The organism is Roseibium sp. M-1 (genome assembly GCF_054515675.1).
In genome coordinates this window covers 4,409,453-4,425,777 of sequence record NZ_CM137257.1, presented here as the reverse complement: position 1 = coordinate 4,425,777, position 16,325 = coordinate 4,409,453, and the positions used below count along the sequence as shown (strand labels likewise).

General features: G+C 63.3%; 16 protein-coding genes. All 16 read left to right on the top strand.

The genetic code is table 11. The features are described from left to right. The first annotated feature begins 5 nt into the window (after positions 1 to 5). The 16 genes from ACX3M4_RS20110 to ACX3M4_RS20035 all read left to right on the top strand — a co-directional run bounded on the left by ACX3M4_RS20110 (position 6) and on the right by ACX3M4_RS20035 (position 16,321). Positions 6 to 2,798 (top strand): bifunctional aconitate hydratase 2/2-methylisocitrate dehydratase, encoded by a 2,793-nt coding sequence (locus tag ACX3M4_RS20110; protein ID WP_459354765.1) that lies wholly within the window; start codon positions 6 to 8, stop codon positions 2,796 to 2,798. A 198-nt stretch (positions 2,799 to 2,996) separates the two neighbouring features. Next, positions 2,997 to 3,713, top strand: a complete 717-nt coding sequence (locus ACX3M4_RS20105) for a DUF4129 domain-containing protein (RefSeq protein WP_459354764.1) — start codon at positions 2,997 to 2,999, stop codon at positions 3,711 to 3,713. Beyond that, on the top strand, positions 3,710 to 5,035 hold the full coding sequence (locus ACX3M4_RS20100; RefSeq protein ID WP_459354763.1) for a hypothetical protein: 1,326 nt from the start codon (positions 3,710 to 3,712) through the stop codon (positions 5,033 to 5,035). The genes ACX3M4_RS20105 and ACX3M4_RS20100 overlap by 4 nt, the downstream gene beginning before the upstream one ends. Next, positions 5,025 to 5,981: an AAA family ATPase gene (locus ACX3M4_RS20095; RefSeq protein ID WP_459354762.1), complete on the top strand. Its 957-nt coding sequence runs from the start codon at positions 5,025 to 5,027 to the stop codon at positions 5,979 to 5,981. Before ACX3M4_RS20100 ends, ACX3M4_RS20095 begins: the two co-directional genes overlap by 11 nt. Before the next feature lie 98 nt (positions 5,982 to 6,079). After that, positions 6,080 to 7,276 carry a DUF58 domain-containing protein gene (locus ACX3M4_RS20090; protein WP_459354761.1) on the top strand — a complete coding sequence of 399 codons (1,197 nt, stop codon included), beginning with the start codon at positions 6,080 to 6,082 and terminating at the stop codon, positions 7,274 to 7,276. Next, positions 7,276 to 8,286 carry a stage II sporulation protein M gene (locus ACX3M4_RS20085; protein WP_459354760.1) on the top strand — a complete coding sequence of 337 codons (1,011 nt, stop codon included), beginning with the start codon at positions 7,276 to 7,278 and terminating at the stop codon, positions 8,284 to 8,286. The genes ACX3M4_RS20090 and ACX3M4_RS20085 overlap by 1 nt, the downstream gene beginning before the upstream one ends. Further along, positions 8,283 to 9,206: an RDD family protein gene (locus ACX3M4_RS20080; protein WP_459354759.1), complete on the top strand. Its 924-nt coding sequence runs from the start codon at positions 8,283 to 8,285 to the stop codon at positions 9,204 to 9,206. Before ACX3M4_RS20085 ends, ACX3M4_RS20080 begins: the two co-directional genes overlap by 4 nt. Then, positions 9,181 to 10,038, top strand: coding sequence for a hypothetical protein (locus ACX3M4_RS20075; protein WP_459354758.1), 858 nt, complete (start codon positions 9,181 to 9,183; stop codon positions 10,036 to 10,038). The genes ACX3M4_RS20080 and ACX3M4_RS20075 overlap by 26 nt, the downstream gene beginning before the upstream one ends. Positions 10,039 to 10,262: 224 nt before the next feature. Continuing rightward, positions 10,263 to 11,045 carry a hypothetical protein gene (locus tag ACX3M4_RS20070; protein WP_459354757.1) on the top strand — a complete coding sequence of 261 codons (783 nt, stop codon included), beginning with the start codon at positions 10,263 to 10,265 and terminating at the stop codon, positions 11,043 to 11,045. A gap of 247 nt (positions 11,046 to 11,292) precedes the next feature. Further along, positions 11,293 to 11,955 carry a heme ABC exporter ATP-binding protein CcmA gene (gene ccmA, locus ACX3M4_RS20065; protein ID WP_459359469.1) on the top strand — a complete coding sequence of 221 codons (663 nt, stop codon included), beginning with the start codon at positions 11,293 to 11,295 and terminating at the stop codon, positions 11,953 to 11,955. Continuing rightward, positions 11,952 to 12,623 (top strand): heme exporter protein CcmB, encoded by a 672-nt coding sequence (gene ccmB / locus ACX3M4_RS20060; protein WP_459354756.1) that lies wholly within the window; start codon positions 11,952 to 11,954, stop codon positions 12,621 to 12,623. The genes ccmA and ccmB overlap by 4 nt, the downstream gene beginning before the upstream one ends. A gap of 81 nt (positions 12,624 to 12,704) precedes the next feature. Beyond that, complete coding sequence (locus ACX3M4_RS20055; RefSeq protein ID WP_459354755.1) at positions 12,705 to 13,472, top strand: heme ABC transporter permease; 768 nt, start codon at positions 12,705 to 12,707, stop codon at positions 13,470 to 13,472. A 4-nt stretch (positions 13,473 to 13,476) separates the two neighbouring features. Beyond that, positions 13,477 to 13,656: a heme exporter protein CcmD gene (gene ccmD, locus ACX3M4_RS20050; protein ID WP_459354754.1), complete on the top strand. Its 180-nt coding sequence runs from the start codon at positions 13,477 to 13,479 to the stop codon at positions 13,654 to 13,656. Further along, positions 13,653 to 14,258, top strand: a complete 606-nt coding sequence (locus ACX3M4_RS20045) for a DsbE family thiol:disulfide interchange protein (protein ID WP_459354753.1) — start codon at positions 13,653 to 13,655, stop codon at positions 14,256 to 14,258. The genes ccmD and ACX3M4_RS20045 overlap by 4 nt, the downstream gene beginning before the upstream one ends. Before the next feature lie 154 nt (positions 14,259 to 14,412). Beyond that, a complete protein-coding gene (locus ACX3M4_RS20040; protein ID WP_459354752.1) occupies positions 14,413 to 15,186 on the top strand; it encodes a DUF1223 domain-containing protein in 774 nt (257 codons plus the stop codon). Between the two features lie 241 nt (positions 15,187 to 15,427). Beyond that, positions 15,428 to 16,321 (top strand): cation diffusion facilitator family transporter, encoded by an 894-nt coding sequence (locus ACX3M4_RS20035; protein WP_459354751.1) that lies wholly within the window; start codon positions 15,428 to 15,430, stop codon positions 16,319 to 16,321. Positions 16,322 to 16,325 lie beyond the last annotated feature (4 nt).

Genomic DNA, 16,325 nt, shown 5'->3' with positions numbered 1-16,325 from the left:
CCATCATGAGCTTGTATTCAGACTACCTTAAAGAGATCGAAGCCCGCAAAGGCCAGGGCCTGCATCCCAAGCCCATCGAGGACGCTGCGCTGGTCGAGGAGATCGTCGCGCAGATCAAGGACACCGGCAACGAACACCGGGCCGACTCGCTCAACTTCTTCATCTACAACACGCTGCCCGGCACCACGAGCGCTGCCGGCGCCAAGGCGAAGTTCCTGAAGGAGATCATTCTCGGCAGCGCAGTGGTTGCGGAAATCACGCCGGCCTTTGCCTTCGAGCTGCTGTTCCACATGAAGGGCGGCCCGTCGGTCGAGGTTCTGCTCGATCTGGCTCTGGGCGACGATCAGGCGATTGCCAGGAACGCCGCCGAAGTGCTGAAGACCCAGGTCTTCCTCTATGATGCCGACACGTCGCGCCTGAAGGCCGCCTTTGACGCCGGCAACCCGATCGCCCGGGAAATCCTGGAGAGCTACGCCGCGGCCGAGTTCTTCACCAAGCTTCCGGACATCGAGGACGAGATCAAGGTCGTCACCTATGTTGCCGCCGAAGGCGACATTTCCACCGACCTTCTTTCCCCGGGCAACCAGGCCCACTCCCGCTCCGACCGTGAGCTGCACGGCAAGTGCATGATCTCCGAAGCGGCTCAGAAGGAAATCGAGGCGCTGAAGCTGCAGCACCCCGGCAAGCGCGTCATGCTGATCGCCGAAAAGGGAACGATGGGCGTCGGCTCCTCGCGCATGTCCGGCGTCAACAACGTCGCCCTGTGGACCGGCAAGCAAGCCAGCCCCTACGTGCCCTTCGTCAACATCGCCCCGGTCGTTGCCGGCACCAACGGCATTTCGCCGATCTTCCTGACGACGGTGGGCGTCACCGGCGGCATCGGCATTGACCTGAAGAACTGGGTCAAGAAACTGGGCGACGACGGCAAGCCGATCCTGAACAATGACGAAAGCCCGATCCTGGAGCAGAAATACTCCGTCGAGACGGGCACGGTGCTGACCATCAACACCAGGACCAGGAAGCTCTGCAACGACGCGGGCGACGAAGAGCTGGCCGACATTGCCTCCGCCTTCACGCCGCAGAAGGTCGAGTTCATGAAGGCCGGCGGCTCCTACGCCATCGTCTTCGGCAAGATGCTGCAGAGCTTTGCCGCCGAGACCCTCGGCGTCGAACCGGCGCCCGTTTTTGCGCCCAACAAGGAAGTTTCGCACGAAGGCCAGGGCCTGACGGCCGTTGAAAAGATCTTCAACAAGAACGCCGTCGGCGTCACCAGCGGCAAGGTCCTGCACGCGGGCTCCGACGTCCGCGTCAAGGTGAACATCGTCGGCTCCCAGGACACCACCGGCCTGATGACGGCCCAGGAACTGGAAGCGATGGCGGCGACCGTGATTTCGCCGACCGTCGACGGTGCCTACCAGTCCGGCTGCCACACGGCCTCCGTCTGGGACCTGAAGGCCCAGGCCAACATCCCGAAGCTGATGAGCTTCATGAACGGGTTCGGCCTCATCACCGCGCGCGATCCGAAGAACGTCTATCACCCGATGACGGACGTGATCCACAAGGTGCTGAACGACATCACCATCGACGACTGGGCGATCATCATCGGCGGCGACAGCCACACCCGCATGTCCAAGGGCGTTGCCTTTGGTGCGGACTCAGGCACCGTCGCGCTGGCACTGGCGACCGGCGAAGCCACCATGCCGATCCCCGAATCCGTCAAGGTGACCTTCAAGGGCACCATGAAGGACTACATGGACTTCCGCGACGTCGTCCATGCGACCCAGGCCCAGATGCTGAAGCAGTTCGGCGACAACGTCTTCCAGGGCCGCATCATTGAAGTCCATATCGGCACCCTGCTTGCCGACCAGGCCTTCACCTTCACCGACTGGACCGCGGAAATGAAGGCCAAGGCCTCCATCTGCATCTCCAACGACGACACCCTTATCGAATCCCTGGAAATCGCCAAGAGCCGCATCCAGATCATGATCGACAAGGGCATGGACAACGGCGCCAAGGTGCTGCAGGGCCTGATCGACAAGGCAAACAAGCGCATTGCCGAAATCCGCTCCGGCGAGAAGCCGGCGCTCAAGCCGGACGACAATGCGAAATATTTCGCCGAAGTCGTCGTCGATCTCGACCTGATCGACGAGCCGATGATCGCCGACCCAGACGTCAACAACGAGGACGTCTCCAAGCGCTACACCCACGACACGATCCGTCCAGTCTCCTATTACCGCAGCGAGAAGAAGGTCGACCTGGGCTTCGTCGGCTCCTGCATGGTGCACAAGGGCGACATGAAGATCGTCGCCCAGATGCTCAAGAACCTGGAAAAGACCAACGGCAAGGTCGAGTTCAAGGCCCCGCTCGTGGTCGCCGCACCGACCTACAACATCATCGACGAGCTGAAGGAAGAGGGCGACTGGAGCATCCTGCAGAAATATTCCGGCTTCGAATTCGACGACGCCGCGCCCAAGGCGACGGCCCGCACCGAATACGAAAACATCCTCTACCTGGAACGCCCGGGCTGTAACCTTTGCATGGGCAACCAGGAAAAGGCCGCAAAGGGCGATACGGTCCTGGCAACCTCCACCCGCCTCTTCAAGGGCCGCGTCGTGGAAGACAGCGCCGAGAAGAAGGGCGAGTCGCTGCTGGCGTCTACCCCGGTCGTGGTTCTCTCCGCGATCCTCGGCCGCACGCCGAGCATCGAGGAATACAAGGAAGCCGTGGAGGGGATCGACCTCACCAAGTTCGCCCCGCCGCTGCAGAAGTCCCCGGACAGCCGGTCGGTTCATTTCTAGGAGAACCTGACCCGATCCTCTGAAGGCCGACGGTGCCTGACCTTTCCTGGCTGGAAAGCCGGGAGAGGCTGGTGCCGGCGGCCTTTTGCTGTTTGTCGGCTGGCCTTGACCTGAAATCGCGGCTGTATTTCAAGGCCCGAACCCGTTGGCAGGAGCTGTCTATTGCGCGGGGTCCGGGTTGCCGCTAAGAAATCCGGCATGCGCCGGTTATTTCTTTTCAGTATATTATTTTTCCTCGCCGGCTCGCTGGTTCAACCGGGTGCCCAGGAGGCGGTCCGGACACAACTTGAAATCGGCGAATCCGGCGAAGCCTACCTGAATGCCCTGCGGCTGCGCGGCATCGAGACGGATGTTGCCTATTTCGACCCTTCCGCGCCGCCGCCGAAGCTCGACACCAAGCAAGAACCGCCCAAGCCTCAGGCCCCGACCAAGTCCGCGGACGACCCCGTGACCACCGGCACCTGGATCGCCCGCCTTGTCGTGCTGGCCGTTCTGGCCGCCATAGCCTATCTCGTTCTTCGCTACGGCGGCAGAATGGCCGTTTCGCTGCGGCGCGAGGGTGAAAACGTGGACAGCGCCCGGGCGCAGCGCAGCGGCACACCACCGGCATGGGCGGAAAAGCTGTCCTCTCTCGAGGAGATCCTGCGCATGCAGGACCGGCGGCGGGCCCTGGTGCTGCTGACGCAGAAGGTGCTTGCAACGACCGTCGCCGCACACGGCATCCTGATGCAGCGCAGCTGGACGGCACGCGACGCCCTCAGCCACATCCCGGACATGCCCGGTCAGCGCGATGTCCTGCGCCGCCTGGTGACGACCTGCGAACTGGTTCAGTTCGGTGGCCGCGATGTAAGCGAAGAGGAATTCCGCAACCATGTCGACGGCTGCCGCAGTCTGCTCGGAGCCGGAGCCCGATGAGCGAGACGGCGCACGAGACCCGCCCGCGTGGCCCAAGCCTGGAAACGGCGATCATCCTGGTGATCTGTGCCGTCGTCCTTGTCGGCGGCTGGTATGTGCTGTCGCAGCGCCAGCAGACCCTGCGCCAATCGCCCGCCGGGCTCGACGGCCTGCAGGTCTGGCTCGCCTCCAACCGGCTCAGCGCGCAGAATTTCGCCGGAGGCTGGCCGATTGACGAGACAACCGTAGGCCTGCTGATCGTCCCGCTCTATGACACGTTGCCGGAAACGGATCGCGTCGCGCCGCAGACCAAGGAAGAGCTGCTGCTGCAGCAGGACGAATTCGACCTGACCGCCAGCGTCATCAACCGCAAGGCGGAGCGGGTGACGACACTTGTGGTGCTGCCGAAATGGCGCAGCGGCATGCGCCTGACCGGCCTCGCCCACCCGGTGCTGAAGGTCGAGAAAGAACGGTTGAACAAGATTGTCCGCAAGCTGACGGGCGACAAGAGAGTGACCCTCTCCGATGCCCGGGTCCCCTTCACAGTGTTTGGCTATGACACGGAAGACGGGGAAGACCTCCGCGCCGATATCTATGCGGCCCAGACCTTCAGCAGCAACGAATGCATTCCGGTCATCGGCACCGCCGATGCCATGCTGCTCGCCGAATGCCCGCTTGACGATCTGGATGAGGATGCATTGCAAGACACCGTCCTGATCCTGTCCGATCCGGATCTAATCAACAATCACGGCCTTCGCCTTGGCGACAATGCAAGGATCGCTCTCGATTTCATCGGCGCGACCGCAGGCAAACGCACGATCATCATCGATTACAGCCGCTCCTCCTGGCTGCGGGACCCGACGACCCAGCCGGAGCGCAAACGCACCTGGGACGATCTCGCCCGCTTTTTCGGCCCGCCTTTCCTGACCCTGTGGATCGGTGCGGCGATCCTGCTGGCACTCGCGGTCTGGCGCGCCGCGCTCCGCTATGGCCCGGTTCTGTCCGAAGATCTCACGCCCGGCGCCGGCAAGGATGTGGCTGTGCGCGCCCGCGCCCGGCTGATGCGCCGATCGGGCCAGGACGGCGCCCTCACCCGCGAATATGCCAGCGCGCGCATCGCCGCCACCGCCTCGGCGCTGTTCGGCCCCGGCCATGCCCGTCACTATTCCGGCGAGGAAGCCTTCGTGACCTATGCCGAGCGGCGGCATCCGGCGCTCGCGCCGCGGCTGCGGGGCGTGCTGGACAACATCCGGAAACTGCCCGCACGGCTGACTGCCGGCGAGGCCATTCATCACATCGACCAATTGGAACTGATCTTGGAGCAGATAACCCATGACGCTTGAAGCGCTGCGCGACCGGACGGACGCCCTCAGGGCGGAGATCGGCCGGACCGTTCTCGGCCAGGACGAAATCATCGAGCTGCTCCTCGTCGCGCTGTTCGCGCGCGGCCATGTGCTCCTGGAAGGTCCTCCGGGCACCGCCAAGACCCTGCTCGCCCGCAGCTTCGCCGCTGCCCTCGATCTCGATTTCGGCCGCATCCAGTTCACACCCGACCTGATGCCCGGCGACGTGCTCGGCACGTCGATCTTCGACTTCCGCACCAACGCCTTCGTCCTGACCAAGGGACCGGTGTTCTCGCAGGTGCTGCTTGCCGACGAAATCAACCGTGCCCCGCCCAAGACCCAGGCAGCCCTTCTGCAGGCTATGAGCGAGCGCACGGTTTCCATCGACGGCACCGACCATTCCCTTGGCCGCGAGTTCATCGTCGTCGCCACCCAGAACCCGATCGAGCAGCAGGGCACCTATCCGTTGCCCGAGGCCCAGCTCGACCGCTTCCTGTTCAAGCTGGTGATCGACTTCCCGCCGGAGGCGACCGAGATGGCGATCCTGCGCCAGCACGCCGCCAAGCCCCTGGAAGCCGGTCTGGAAACCGCAGGCCTCTCCAAGGTGCTTGACGCGGCCGCGCTGGCCGAATCCCGGGCCCTTGTCGACAGCGTCATTCTGGACGACGGCATCCTGGCCTATATCCTGCGCCTCATCCGGGCGACGCGGCAGAGTTCGGAAATCGAATTCGGCGCGTCCACCCGCGCTGCCGACGCGCTTGCAAGTGCCGCACGGGCAACCGCCGCGCTCAACGGCCGCGACTTCGCGCTGCCCGACGACGTCAAGCGGCTGTTCGTGCCGACCCTGCGCCACAGGATCGTGCTCGGGCCTGCCGCGGAAATCGAGGGCCGCAGCCCGGCCCAGGTTCTTGAAAACATCCTCAACCAGATCGAGGCCCCCCGCTGATCCGGCCATCGCAAAGACTGCTCGCCGCCGGCGCGGGCGCCCTGGTTCTGTCGGTCCTTGCCCTGACCGCGGGCGGGGCCGCGCGTGACATTGCGATCGTGCCCTGGGCGGCTCTCGGCGTCCTGACTGTTCTGGACCTGGCACTCTCCTTCCGCAAAGCCAGGTCGCTCGCGGTCGAGGCACCGGCCGAGATCTTCGTCGGCGAGACCGCCAAACTGCGGCTGGAGCTCGAGCGGGCACCTTTGGACCTCAGAGCCAAGCTCGAATGGCCGGAGGGATTGCGCGGCGCGGAGGAATTTGCCTTCAGCCCCGGTCCGGAGGGGACCGCCGCCGCGGAAATCCCCGTGAAGGCCGCGCGGCGCGGCACGTGGCAGCTCGACAATATCTGGCTCATATGGACGTCCCGCCTGAAGCTTCTGGAATTCGTGCCGAAGCTCACGGTCGGCGCGGAAATCCGCGTGGTGCCGAACATTCGCCTGGTCCAGTCAGGCCAGATCACCACGACGGTTCTCTCCACGCTCTATGGCGTGAAGGAAAACAGAGCAGTCGGCGAGGGGTCGGAATTCCAGCAGCTACGCGACTTCGTGCCGGGCATGGACATCAAGACCATCGACTGGAAGCGTTCCGCCCGTCGGCGCTCGCTCGTCGCAAAGGAACTGCGCGCGGAGCGGAACCACCACGTCATCGTGGCGCTCGACAACGGCTATCTGATGCGCGAGGAGATCGGCGGCCTGCCGAAGATCGACCATGCGGTGACCGCCGCGCTCGCCACTGCCTGGGCAGCCGCCATCGGCGGCGATCTCGTCGGGTATTATTCCTATGACGTGAAGCCGCGCACCTTCACCGCGCCGACCTCGGGCCGCACCGCCTTCACGCGCTTGCGCAGCTGGACAGCGGGACTCAACTATGTCAGCCGGGAGACCAACCACACCCTGGCCCTGACGGAGCTCAATGCACGGACCCCCAAGCGCAGCCTGATCATCATCTTCACCGACTTCGTCGATACCACCTCGGCCGAACTGCTGGTGGAGAACATCGGCATCCTCGCCAAGCGCCACCTTCTGATTTTCGTTGCCTTGCGCGACCCGGACCTCGATGCCCTTGTCGACACCGCCCCGGGAGACCTCGACGGCGCCGCCAGGCTGGTCGCCGCCAACCAGGCCATCAACGAACGCCGGCTCGTCTTCGAACGGCTCAGCCGCATGGGCGTGACGATTGTCGATGCCAAGCCGGGCCATGTGACTGCCCGGCTCATTTCCGCCTATCTCGAAATCAAGGCCAGGGAGCTGATCTGATGGACAATCAGGATCTCATGCGCTCCGCGCGCTTCCGCAAGGAACGGGAGGCGGACTGGCGCCGGCTTGAATCCCTAGTTCGCGACGCAGAGAAGAAAGGCCTGCAGAAAATGGCCTTTGCCGAGACGCGCGATCTCGCCTCGCTCTACCGGCAGGCAACGACGTCGCTCGCGATTGCCCGCGAGATTTCGCTGGACAAGGCGCTTCTCGGCTATCTGGAGGCCCTCACCGCCCGTGCCTATCTGTGCGTCTATGCTCCTCAGCAACAGCTCGGCGGGCTGGTCGAGCGCTTCCTCGCGACGGGCGCGCCACGGGCCATGCGGCGGTCGTGGTTCTTCCTGCTGCTCGGCTTTCTGTGCATGGCCCTCGGTACACTGACCGGCTACCTGCTCTATTTCGAGAACAACGACTGGTTCTATGTCTTCATGCCGTCCGAAATGGCCGGCGGCCGGTCTCCGGCCGCAACAACGGAATCCCTGCGCGCCGTGATCTATCAGACGGATCCCGACCAAAGCGGGCTCGGCGCCTTTGCCACCTATCTCTTTTCGCACAACACCGGGATCGCGATCTTCGTCTTTGGTCTCGGCGTCTTCGTCTGCGCTCCGGCGGTCGTGCTGACCTTCTACAACGGCCTCATTCTGGGAGCCTTCTTTGCCCTTCATGTGGACCGGGGCCTTGGGATCGATCTCTTCGGCTGGCTCTCCATCCACGGCGTGACCGAGCTTTCCGCGATCTGCGTTGCCTGTGCGGGCGGCTTGAAGCTTGGGTCGGCGGTGCTTTTCCCGGGCAGATATTCGCGCAAGGATGCCTTGCGCCATGCCGGCCGCGATGCCGTGAAGCTGGCGATCGTCGCGGCGCTCATGCTGGTCGTGGCAGCCCTCCTGGAGGGCTTTGGCCGGCAGCTGGTGCAGGATCTCGGCATGCGCCTTCTGATCGGCTGGGGCGTCGGAGCCCTGTGGCTGAGCTGGTTCCTGCTGGGCGGCCAGAAACAGGGACGGGGACGGCGATGAGGCTCCGCTTCTGGAAGCGAAAGAAAAAAGACCGACCGTCGGCATCGATCCTGCTGCCGCCGGAAGGCGTTGCGCTGACCCTGCCGATTGCCGGCGTCGGCGTCCGTTTCGCCGCGCAGCTCACGGATATTATCCTGACCACGATTGCTGCAGTTTGCCTGCTGATCCTCATCGGGTCTTTTCAGTTGACGAGCCCTGAAACCTGGACCGCCGTTGCCGCCCTGCTCTTTTTCCTGATCCGGGTGCCTTACTACATCTGTGCGGAACTTGCCTGGAACGGCCAGACGCTCGGCAAGAAGCTGATGAAGATCAAGGTAATCTCCCATGACGGTGGCCCGCTGACGGCCCATGCCCTGGTTCTGCGCAACCTGATGAAGGAAGCTGAGATCTTCCTTCCGGCGACACTCCTGTTGACGCTGAACGCCGCGACCCCGCTGGAATCGCTTGCTTCCTTTGCCTGGATCGTAATGGCGCTGGCAATCCCGCTGATGAACCGCTACCGCCAGCGGCTTGGGGACATGATGGCCGGCACCCACGTCATTCACCTGCCCGTGCCGGTGTTGCTGGCAGATCTCGCCGAAAAGGCTCCGCTCCTCAGCCAGACGCAGCGGAAATTCGTCTTCCTGACCCATCAGCTCGACCATTACGGCGCCTTTGAACTGCAAACCCTGGAAACGCTCCTGCGCAACCAGAGCACTGTTCCGACCGGCCTTGCCGCCACGCAGAGAGAGGCGACCTTCGAGGCGATCGTGGACAAGATCCGCAAGAAGATCGGGTATGCGGATCCCGTGCCGCCCGCGGACCGGCTGAAATTCCTGCAGGCTTTCTACAATGCCCAGCGCGAACATCTGGAGCAGCGCCAGCTCTTTGGAGACCGCCGGGAAAACAAGCATTATGCTCAGTCTGATGGAGACGCGTGAGAAAAGACCGGTCTGGGGTCAGGACCTGGAGCGTTTCAAGGAGCAGTTGCCGATGACCGAAATCGCCCCCGAGACGCCGACGGAAATCCCCCTTGGCGTCGGCGCGCTTATCAGTGACAGCTTTTCGGTGCTCATCTCGCGCTTTCTTCCGATCCTGGTGATTTTTTTCCTGCCGGATTTTCTGGTCTACTGGCTCACAGTCCATCTGAACGAAAACACCACGGGTTTCACGGACGGCACCTCCTTGTTTGACGGCTCGGACAATGCCGTTGCGACCGCCCTGTCCGTGTTGTTCGGCTTCATTGTTCTGTCGCTGGAAACCGCGCTGTTCGCCCAGCTCGCCTATGACGCGAAACTCGGCCAGCCGGTCAGGTTCGGAAAATATCTGCGCACCCTGGCCGCAAATCTTCTGCCCGTTCTGGTGCTGAGTTTTGTCGTTCTCCTGCTGCTTATCCCGGCCTATCTTGCATTGCTCATTCCGGGCTTCTGGGTTCAGGCGGTCTTTATCGCGGTGGTTCCCGCCATCGTCACCGAACGGTGCGGCTTTCGGGCCCTGCGCCGCAGCGCCGAACTCACGCGAGACTACAGATGGCCGATCGCCGGGGCTCTCCTCCTGGCAGGCATCTTCTCCGGCATTGTCGACAGTGTGGCCAAATTTCTTTCCCAACTCGTCTTCAGTGCCGGCAACGCTCTGCTGGAATCCCTCGTCTATGTCAGCATTTCCGGCATCGGCTATGCCTTCCTTGGCATCCTCGCAGCGCTCGTCTACGCGCGGCTTCGCGAAATCAAGGAAGGCATCGGCATGGCCGAGATCGTGGCGGTGTTCGACTGATATCGTTGACAGGGGGCAGCGCTTTTCCTGGATGAATTGAAAGGCCTACCGAGGCCGGCCTGGTACCTGGCAATTGCTGCCAGCAGGCTCACACCTCGGTGCTTGTAGGCCGATCGCATTGGATTTATGGTGAGAATTAACAAGAAGAACGCCGGACCGAACGGCGTGGCTGGAATTCGAACTACACAATTTAAGATCTTTATTGAACCGGACGGAGCAATTTCATGACTGACGCAACCCTGGGCCAGCCCAAGGCCCCCCTCGGTGTGGGGTCCATCATCGGGGAAAGTTTTTCGATCCTCTTCGGCAAGTTTCTTCAGGTTATCATCATCGGTTTCGTGCCGACGCTGATCGGGTTCCTGATTTCCGGCGCGTTGAACGGCTTCAACGTCGCGCTCGGCATGGAGCCGCAGGATTTCTCGGGCCCCGGCGCAGTCGTCGCCACCATCCTGAGTTTCCTTATCAACATGGTGGTCTATGCCGTCACGACTGCCCTTCTTGTGCAGCTCGCTTATGACGCCAAGCTGTCGCGTCCGGTGCAAATCGGCCGGTATGTCGGCCCGGCGATCAGCGCCATCGTTCCGCTCGCGATCGTGACCATCATCGTCACCATCCTGGTCGCCATCGGCTTCGCGCTGCTGATCGTCCCGGGCCTTTGGATCTATGCCGTCTTTGCCGTGATCGCACCGGTGATTGTCATCGAGCGCGCTGGTTTCGGCGCAATGGGCCGCAGCGCAAGTCTGACCAAGGAATACCGCTGGCCGATCGTCGGCGCGATTATCCTGGCGATCATCCTGGCGATGATCATCAATATCGTCGCCCTGTTCGTCGTCGGCCTCGTCGCCACCGCGGGCACCTTCGGCCTGGTGATCGGCGTGATCCTGTTCGCGGCGATCTCGACCCTGGGCGCCGGTTACATCAGTATCCTTGTCGCCCTGATCTATGCCCGCCTGCGCGAGGTCAAGGAAGGCGTCAGCGTCGACCAGATCTCATCCGTTTTCGAGTAAGCGGATCCGAACGACCACCGAACACATCCGCTTTCCGTCAGATTGGCGGGAAGCGGTGTAGGCTTGAAAATCCTCCCGCGTTCGCAAGACCGCGGGACGTCCCGTTTCAGATCAACTGTTTCGAACCGGGGCCGCGCCGGAAGCATTCCCGCGCCTTTGACAAAAGACAAGGCGGGGAATTTTCCTTGCATCATAACTGTCCGGCCAACTAACAAGGGACTTCACCCCTGCCGCCGGAGCTCATTCCCTGAAGCTGATTGCAGAAAATCTGACCATCGACCGCGGCGGCCGCCGCGTGTTTCAGAACCTTTCCTTCACCCTGGAAAGCGGCACCGCGCTCGTCGTGACCGGTGCCAACGGCATCGGCAAATCTTCTCTCTTGCGCACGCTGGCCGGGCTGGTTCCCCTGGCAAGCGGTGCGCTGCGGGTGGAAGGTGGTGAACCAGACCGGACACCGCCGGAGCATGCGCACTATTTCGGCCATCAGAATGCAGTCAAGCAGGCGCTGACCGTTCTGGAAAACCTTGCCTTCTGGCAGAGTTTCATGGCCCCGGCCGATGTTCCGGCGTTTTCCGGTACGGCGCTGACCCCGCTTGCCGCGCTTGAGCTTCTGGGTATCGGCCACACCGCCCATCTGCCGGCAGGCTTTCTTTCCGCGGGCCAGACCCGCCGGCTGGCGCTGGCCCGCCTGATGGTGACGCCGCGGCCTCTCTGGCTGATGGACGAACCGACCTCCGCCCTCGACAAGGCGTCGGAAGCCCAGCTTCTCGGCCTGATGAACGCACATCTCAAGGCCGGCGGGCTGATCGTGACGGCGACCCACAACGAGCTTGCACTGGCACCGACCAGGCTGCTGCATCTGCAGGCCGCCGATCCGGCCGCACCCCAGGACGAGGATGACGCAGCATGAGTGGCTGGGCCGTTGCGCTGTTCCGGCGAGACCTGCGCCTTGCCGTCCGGGTGGGCGGCAGCGCGCTGGTCGGCGTCCTGTTCTTTCTGGCCGTCGTGACTGTCATCCCCTTCGGCGTCGGCCCGGATCTGAACCTCCTGGCGCGTATCGGCCCGGCGATCCTGTGGATCGGCGCCCTGCTGGCAACGCTTCTTGGTCTCGACCGACTGTTCCAGGCCGACCGCGAGGACGGCACGCTGGACCTGATGCTGATGGCGGGGCGCCCGCTGGAGCTGCTGGTGCTGATCAAATGCGCGGCTCACTGGGTGGCAACCGGCCTGCCGCTGGTCGTCGCCGCGCCTCTGCTGGGTATCTTCCTCAATCTCGACCCGGTCGCCATGGGGGCTGTCACGCTGACACTGCTCGTCGGCACTCCGGCCCTGACCCTGATCGGTGCCATCGGGGCTGCCCTCACCGTGTCGCTGCGCCGCGGCGGCCTGCTGCTCGCCGTGCTGGTGATCCCGCTTGCCATCCCGGTGCTGATCTTCGGCGTCAGTTCGGCGGATGCAGCCATTCACGACCCGGTGCCCTTCCTGACACCCTTCCTGATCCTGTGTGCTCTGTCGCTGATTGCCGCCGTGATCGGCCCGGTCGCGGCGGCAACGGCGCTCAGGTTTGCCGGTGACTGAAGCCGACTTGACCGAACTCAATGCGGCGCTGCGGCAGACTGGTGCATTGAAGCGGACGAGACACTCGATTAGAACGGTTCCATGGCATTTTGGGATTATGCAAATCCGACGCGGTTTTTGAGGCTGGTGCAGATACTGCTGCCCTGGCTTACAGGTCTTTGCGTCGCCGCCTTCGCAGCCGGGCTCTACATGAGCTTCTTCATGGCGCCGGAGGATTACCAGCAGGGCCAGACAGTCCGGATCATGTATATCCATGTGCCGGCCGCCTGGCTTTCCATGATGTGCTACTCGGTGATGGCAATATCATCCCTCGGCACGCTGGTCTGGAAGCATCCCCTTGCCGACGTTTCCGCCAAGAGCGCGGCCCCGATCGGCGCGGCCTTCACCTTCATGGCGCTGGTGACGGGCTCGCTCTGGGGCAAGCCGATGTGGGGAACCTACTGGGTTTGGGACGCCCGCCTCACCTCGGTCCTCGTGCTCCTGATCATGTATCTCGGCCTGATGACGCTGTGGCGCACCATGGAAGACCCGATCAAGGCCGGCAAGGCGGCTGCGGTGCTGACCCTGGTCGGCGCGCTCAACCTGCCGGTCATCAAGTTCTCGGTCGACTGGTGGAACACCCTGCATCAGCCGGCCAGCGTCGTGCGCATGGACGGCCCGACCATCCATCCGGACATCCTCTGGCCGCTGCTTGTCATGGCCATCGCCTTCACGCTGCTGTTCTTCGTGCTGCACCTGATGGCCATGCGCAACGAGATCCTGCGCCGGCGCGTGCGGGCCCTGCGCCAGCGGGCGGCGAGTGCCTCCCAGCCCGGACCGGCGGCCGCCACGGCCATGCTTGCGGAGTAGGTTCATGGAACTCGGCAACCACGCAGGTTTTATTCTTGCTTCCTACGGGCTCTGTTTCCTGACCGTCGTCGGCCTGATCGCCTGGGTGCGGATCGATAAGGCCCTGCAGGAGAAAGCCCTCAAGGAGCTTGCCGACCAGGGCATTTCAAGGGCCCGCCCCGAAACGTCTTCAGGCCGATCATGAGCGCATCCGAAACCGATCCCAAACCGGCAAGACGTGGTTTTCCGGTTCTTGTCCTCTTGCCGCTGGTGGTCTTTGCCGCCCTTGCGGGCCTGTTCCTGTTTCAACTGATGCTTGGCGGCAATCCGCAGGAGATTCCCTCTGCCCTCATCAACAAGCCCGCACCTCAATTCGACCTGCCGCCCGTCGAAGGCTTGACCGCGGACGGCGTGCAGGTTCCCGGCATCACCCGTGAGGACCTGATCGGCAAAGTCACCGTCGTCAATGTCTTCGCCTCCTGGTGTGTGCCATGCCGCCAGGAGCACCCGCTGCTGGAAGACCTCGCCAAGGTCGACGGCATCCAGCTTGTCGGCATCAACTACAAGGACAAGGCGGAAAACGCCCGCCGTTTTCTCGGCAGCCTCGGCAACCCCTACACCCGCATCGGCGCCGACACGGCCGGCCGCACGGCCATCGAATGGGGCGTCTACGGTGTTCCGGAAACCTTCATCGTCGATGCGGGCGGCACCATCCGCTACAAGTTCATCGGCCCGCTGGACCCCGCCAGATACCGCTCGGTCTTCCTGCCGCAGCTCGACCAGGTGAAGGCCGATCCGCGCGGCTGACTGAGCGCATCCGTGCAGGCTGGCACACGCCGTGTTGGCTCTTGCTCACATTTACGGGAAAACAGCGAAAAGCCGCCATAGTCACCGCCTCGTGACTCGCGATTGAGCCCTCATTTGCCTATCTTGGGCTCAATCAAAACAGGAACAGAGCCAAATGGTGGGATCGTATTCCCGGAAGGCCGGCAGGGCCCTCCGAACAGCGCTTGTCATATCCGCGGGAATAGCCGCCTCGGCGCTCCCCCTGGAAGGGGCCTCCGCACAGCCGGAAAAGGTCATCGAACTCTTCACCAGCCAGGGCTGTTCGTCCTGCCCGCCTGCGGACAAGCTGGCGGAACGGCTCGTCAAGGAAGACGCGGATATCCTGACCGTGCTGATGCCCGTCGACTACTGGGATTATCTCGGCTGGAAGGACACGCTTGCAAGCCCGGCCCACTCCCAGCGCCAGCGCGCCTATGCGGCGCGGCGCGGCGACCGCTCGGTCTATACGCCGCAGATGGTCGTCAATGGCGAGGAACACGTGGTCGGCAGCCGCGAGGGGGACGTGCGTGATGCGCTGACGCGCGCCGCGCCATTCACCGCCACCGTCGACCTGAAAATCTCCGACATGGTCGTGCAGGCAAAGGTGAGCGGATCCCTGCCGGCCAGTGCCAGAATGGCGACGATCTATTTCCTGGGGATCGAGGACGAAGCCCTGGTCGATATCGGCCGCGGCGAGAATGCCGGCCGCAAGATCCGCTATGTCAACGTGGTGCGCAATCTGCAACCCATGGGCATGTGGTCGGGCGGCGAGGAGACCTTCCGCATGCCCAAATCAAAACTGATGCTGAAGGGAGACGTCCGCTGCGCGGTTTTCGTGCAGCTGGAAGACCGGGACGGCCCGGGGCAGATCATCGGCGCGGCCGTGCTCGACATGGCCGGTGGCTCCTGAACCACTGCACCTGATGCCCCGCCACACCCGGCGCCGAACGTTCCGGGTGTGGCCGAAAGTCAATTCCCACCGGAAATCGCATCTCCTGGCAGCCTCGCGGGTTGTAAGCAGCAGAAAAACTGTTACCCCTTGCGCGGCCCGGCCGGACGCCGTCCCGACCACGGAATCCGCATCCCTTCCGCCGGCCACGTTCTCTGCTTTGCCAGCCTTCTGGGAAAGCTGATTGGCCCTGGGGGAACGCATGGACCTAAGTCGCAGGCTCAAGATCGCCTTTTTCAGCATCTTTGTCGGCCTTCTGGTGCTGGCTCTGAAAATCGGCGCCTATCTCCTGACCGGGTCCGTCGCGCTTTATTCCGACGCTCTGGAAACCACCGTCAATATCGCATCATCGATCGCGACCCTGGCCGCCGTCTGGTTCGCTGCCAAGCCGGCCGACAGCAATCACCCCTATGGTCATGACAAGGTTGAATATTTCGCCGCCGTACTCGTCGGCGTGATGATCGTGCTCGCCGCACTGTCGATCTTCCGCGCTGCATGGATCGGCTTCGTCCACGGCGACAGTCCGGTCTATTCGCCGGAGGGGATCAGCATGAATGTGGTGGCAGCCCTGATCAACGGGGGGTGGGCGCGCTACCTCATGCGCTATGGCAAGAGTGCCCGCTCGCCCGCTCTTGTCGCGGACGGCAAACACCTGATGACCGATGTGGTCAGCTCGGTCGGCGTTCTTGCCGGCGTCGTCCTGGTGATGCTGACCGGCTGGAAATTGCTGGACCCGGCACTGGCGGTGCTGGTCGGTCTGACGGTTCTGTGGTCCGGCTGGGGCCTCGTCAAGGAATCCGTCGGCGGCCTGATGGACGAGGCGGCGTCCGGCGAAGTGCTCGAGAAAATCCGCCTGCAGATTTCCGAACAAGGCGAGGGGGCGCTGGAAGCCCATGACCTCAGAACGCGCATGGCCGGCCGTTCGACCTTCATCGATTTCCACCTTGTGGTTCCGGGCACCATGTCCGTCGACGCCGCCCACGAAATCTGCGACCGTATAGAACAGGCGATCGCCGGGGATGTGCCCGGCGCCCGCATCACCATTCACGTCGAGCCGGAGCACAAGGCGAAACATTCCGGCATCGTCGTGCTTTGACGTT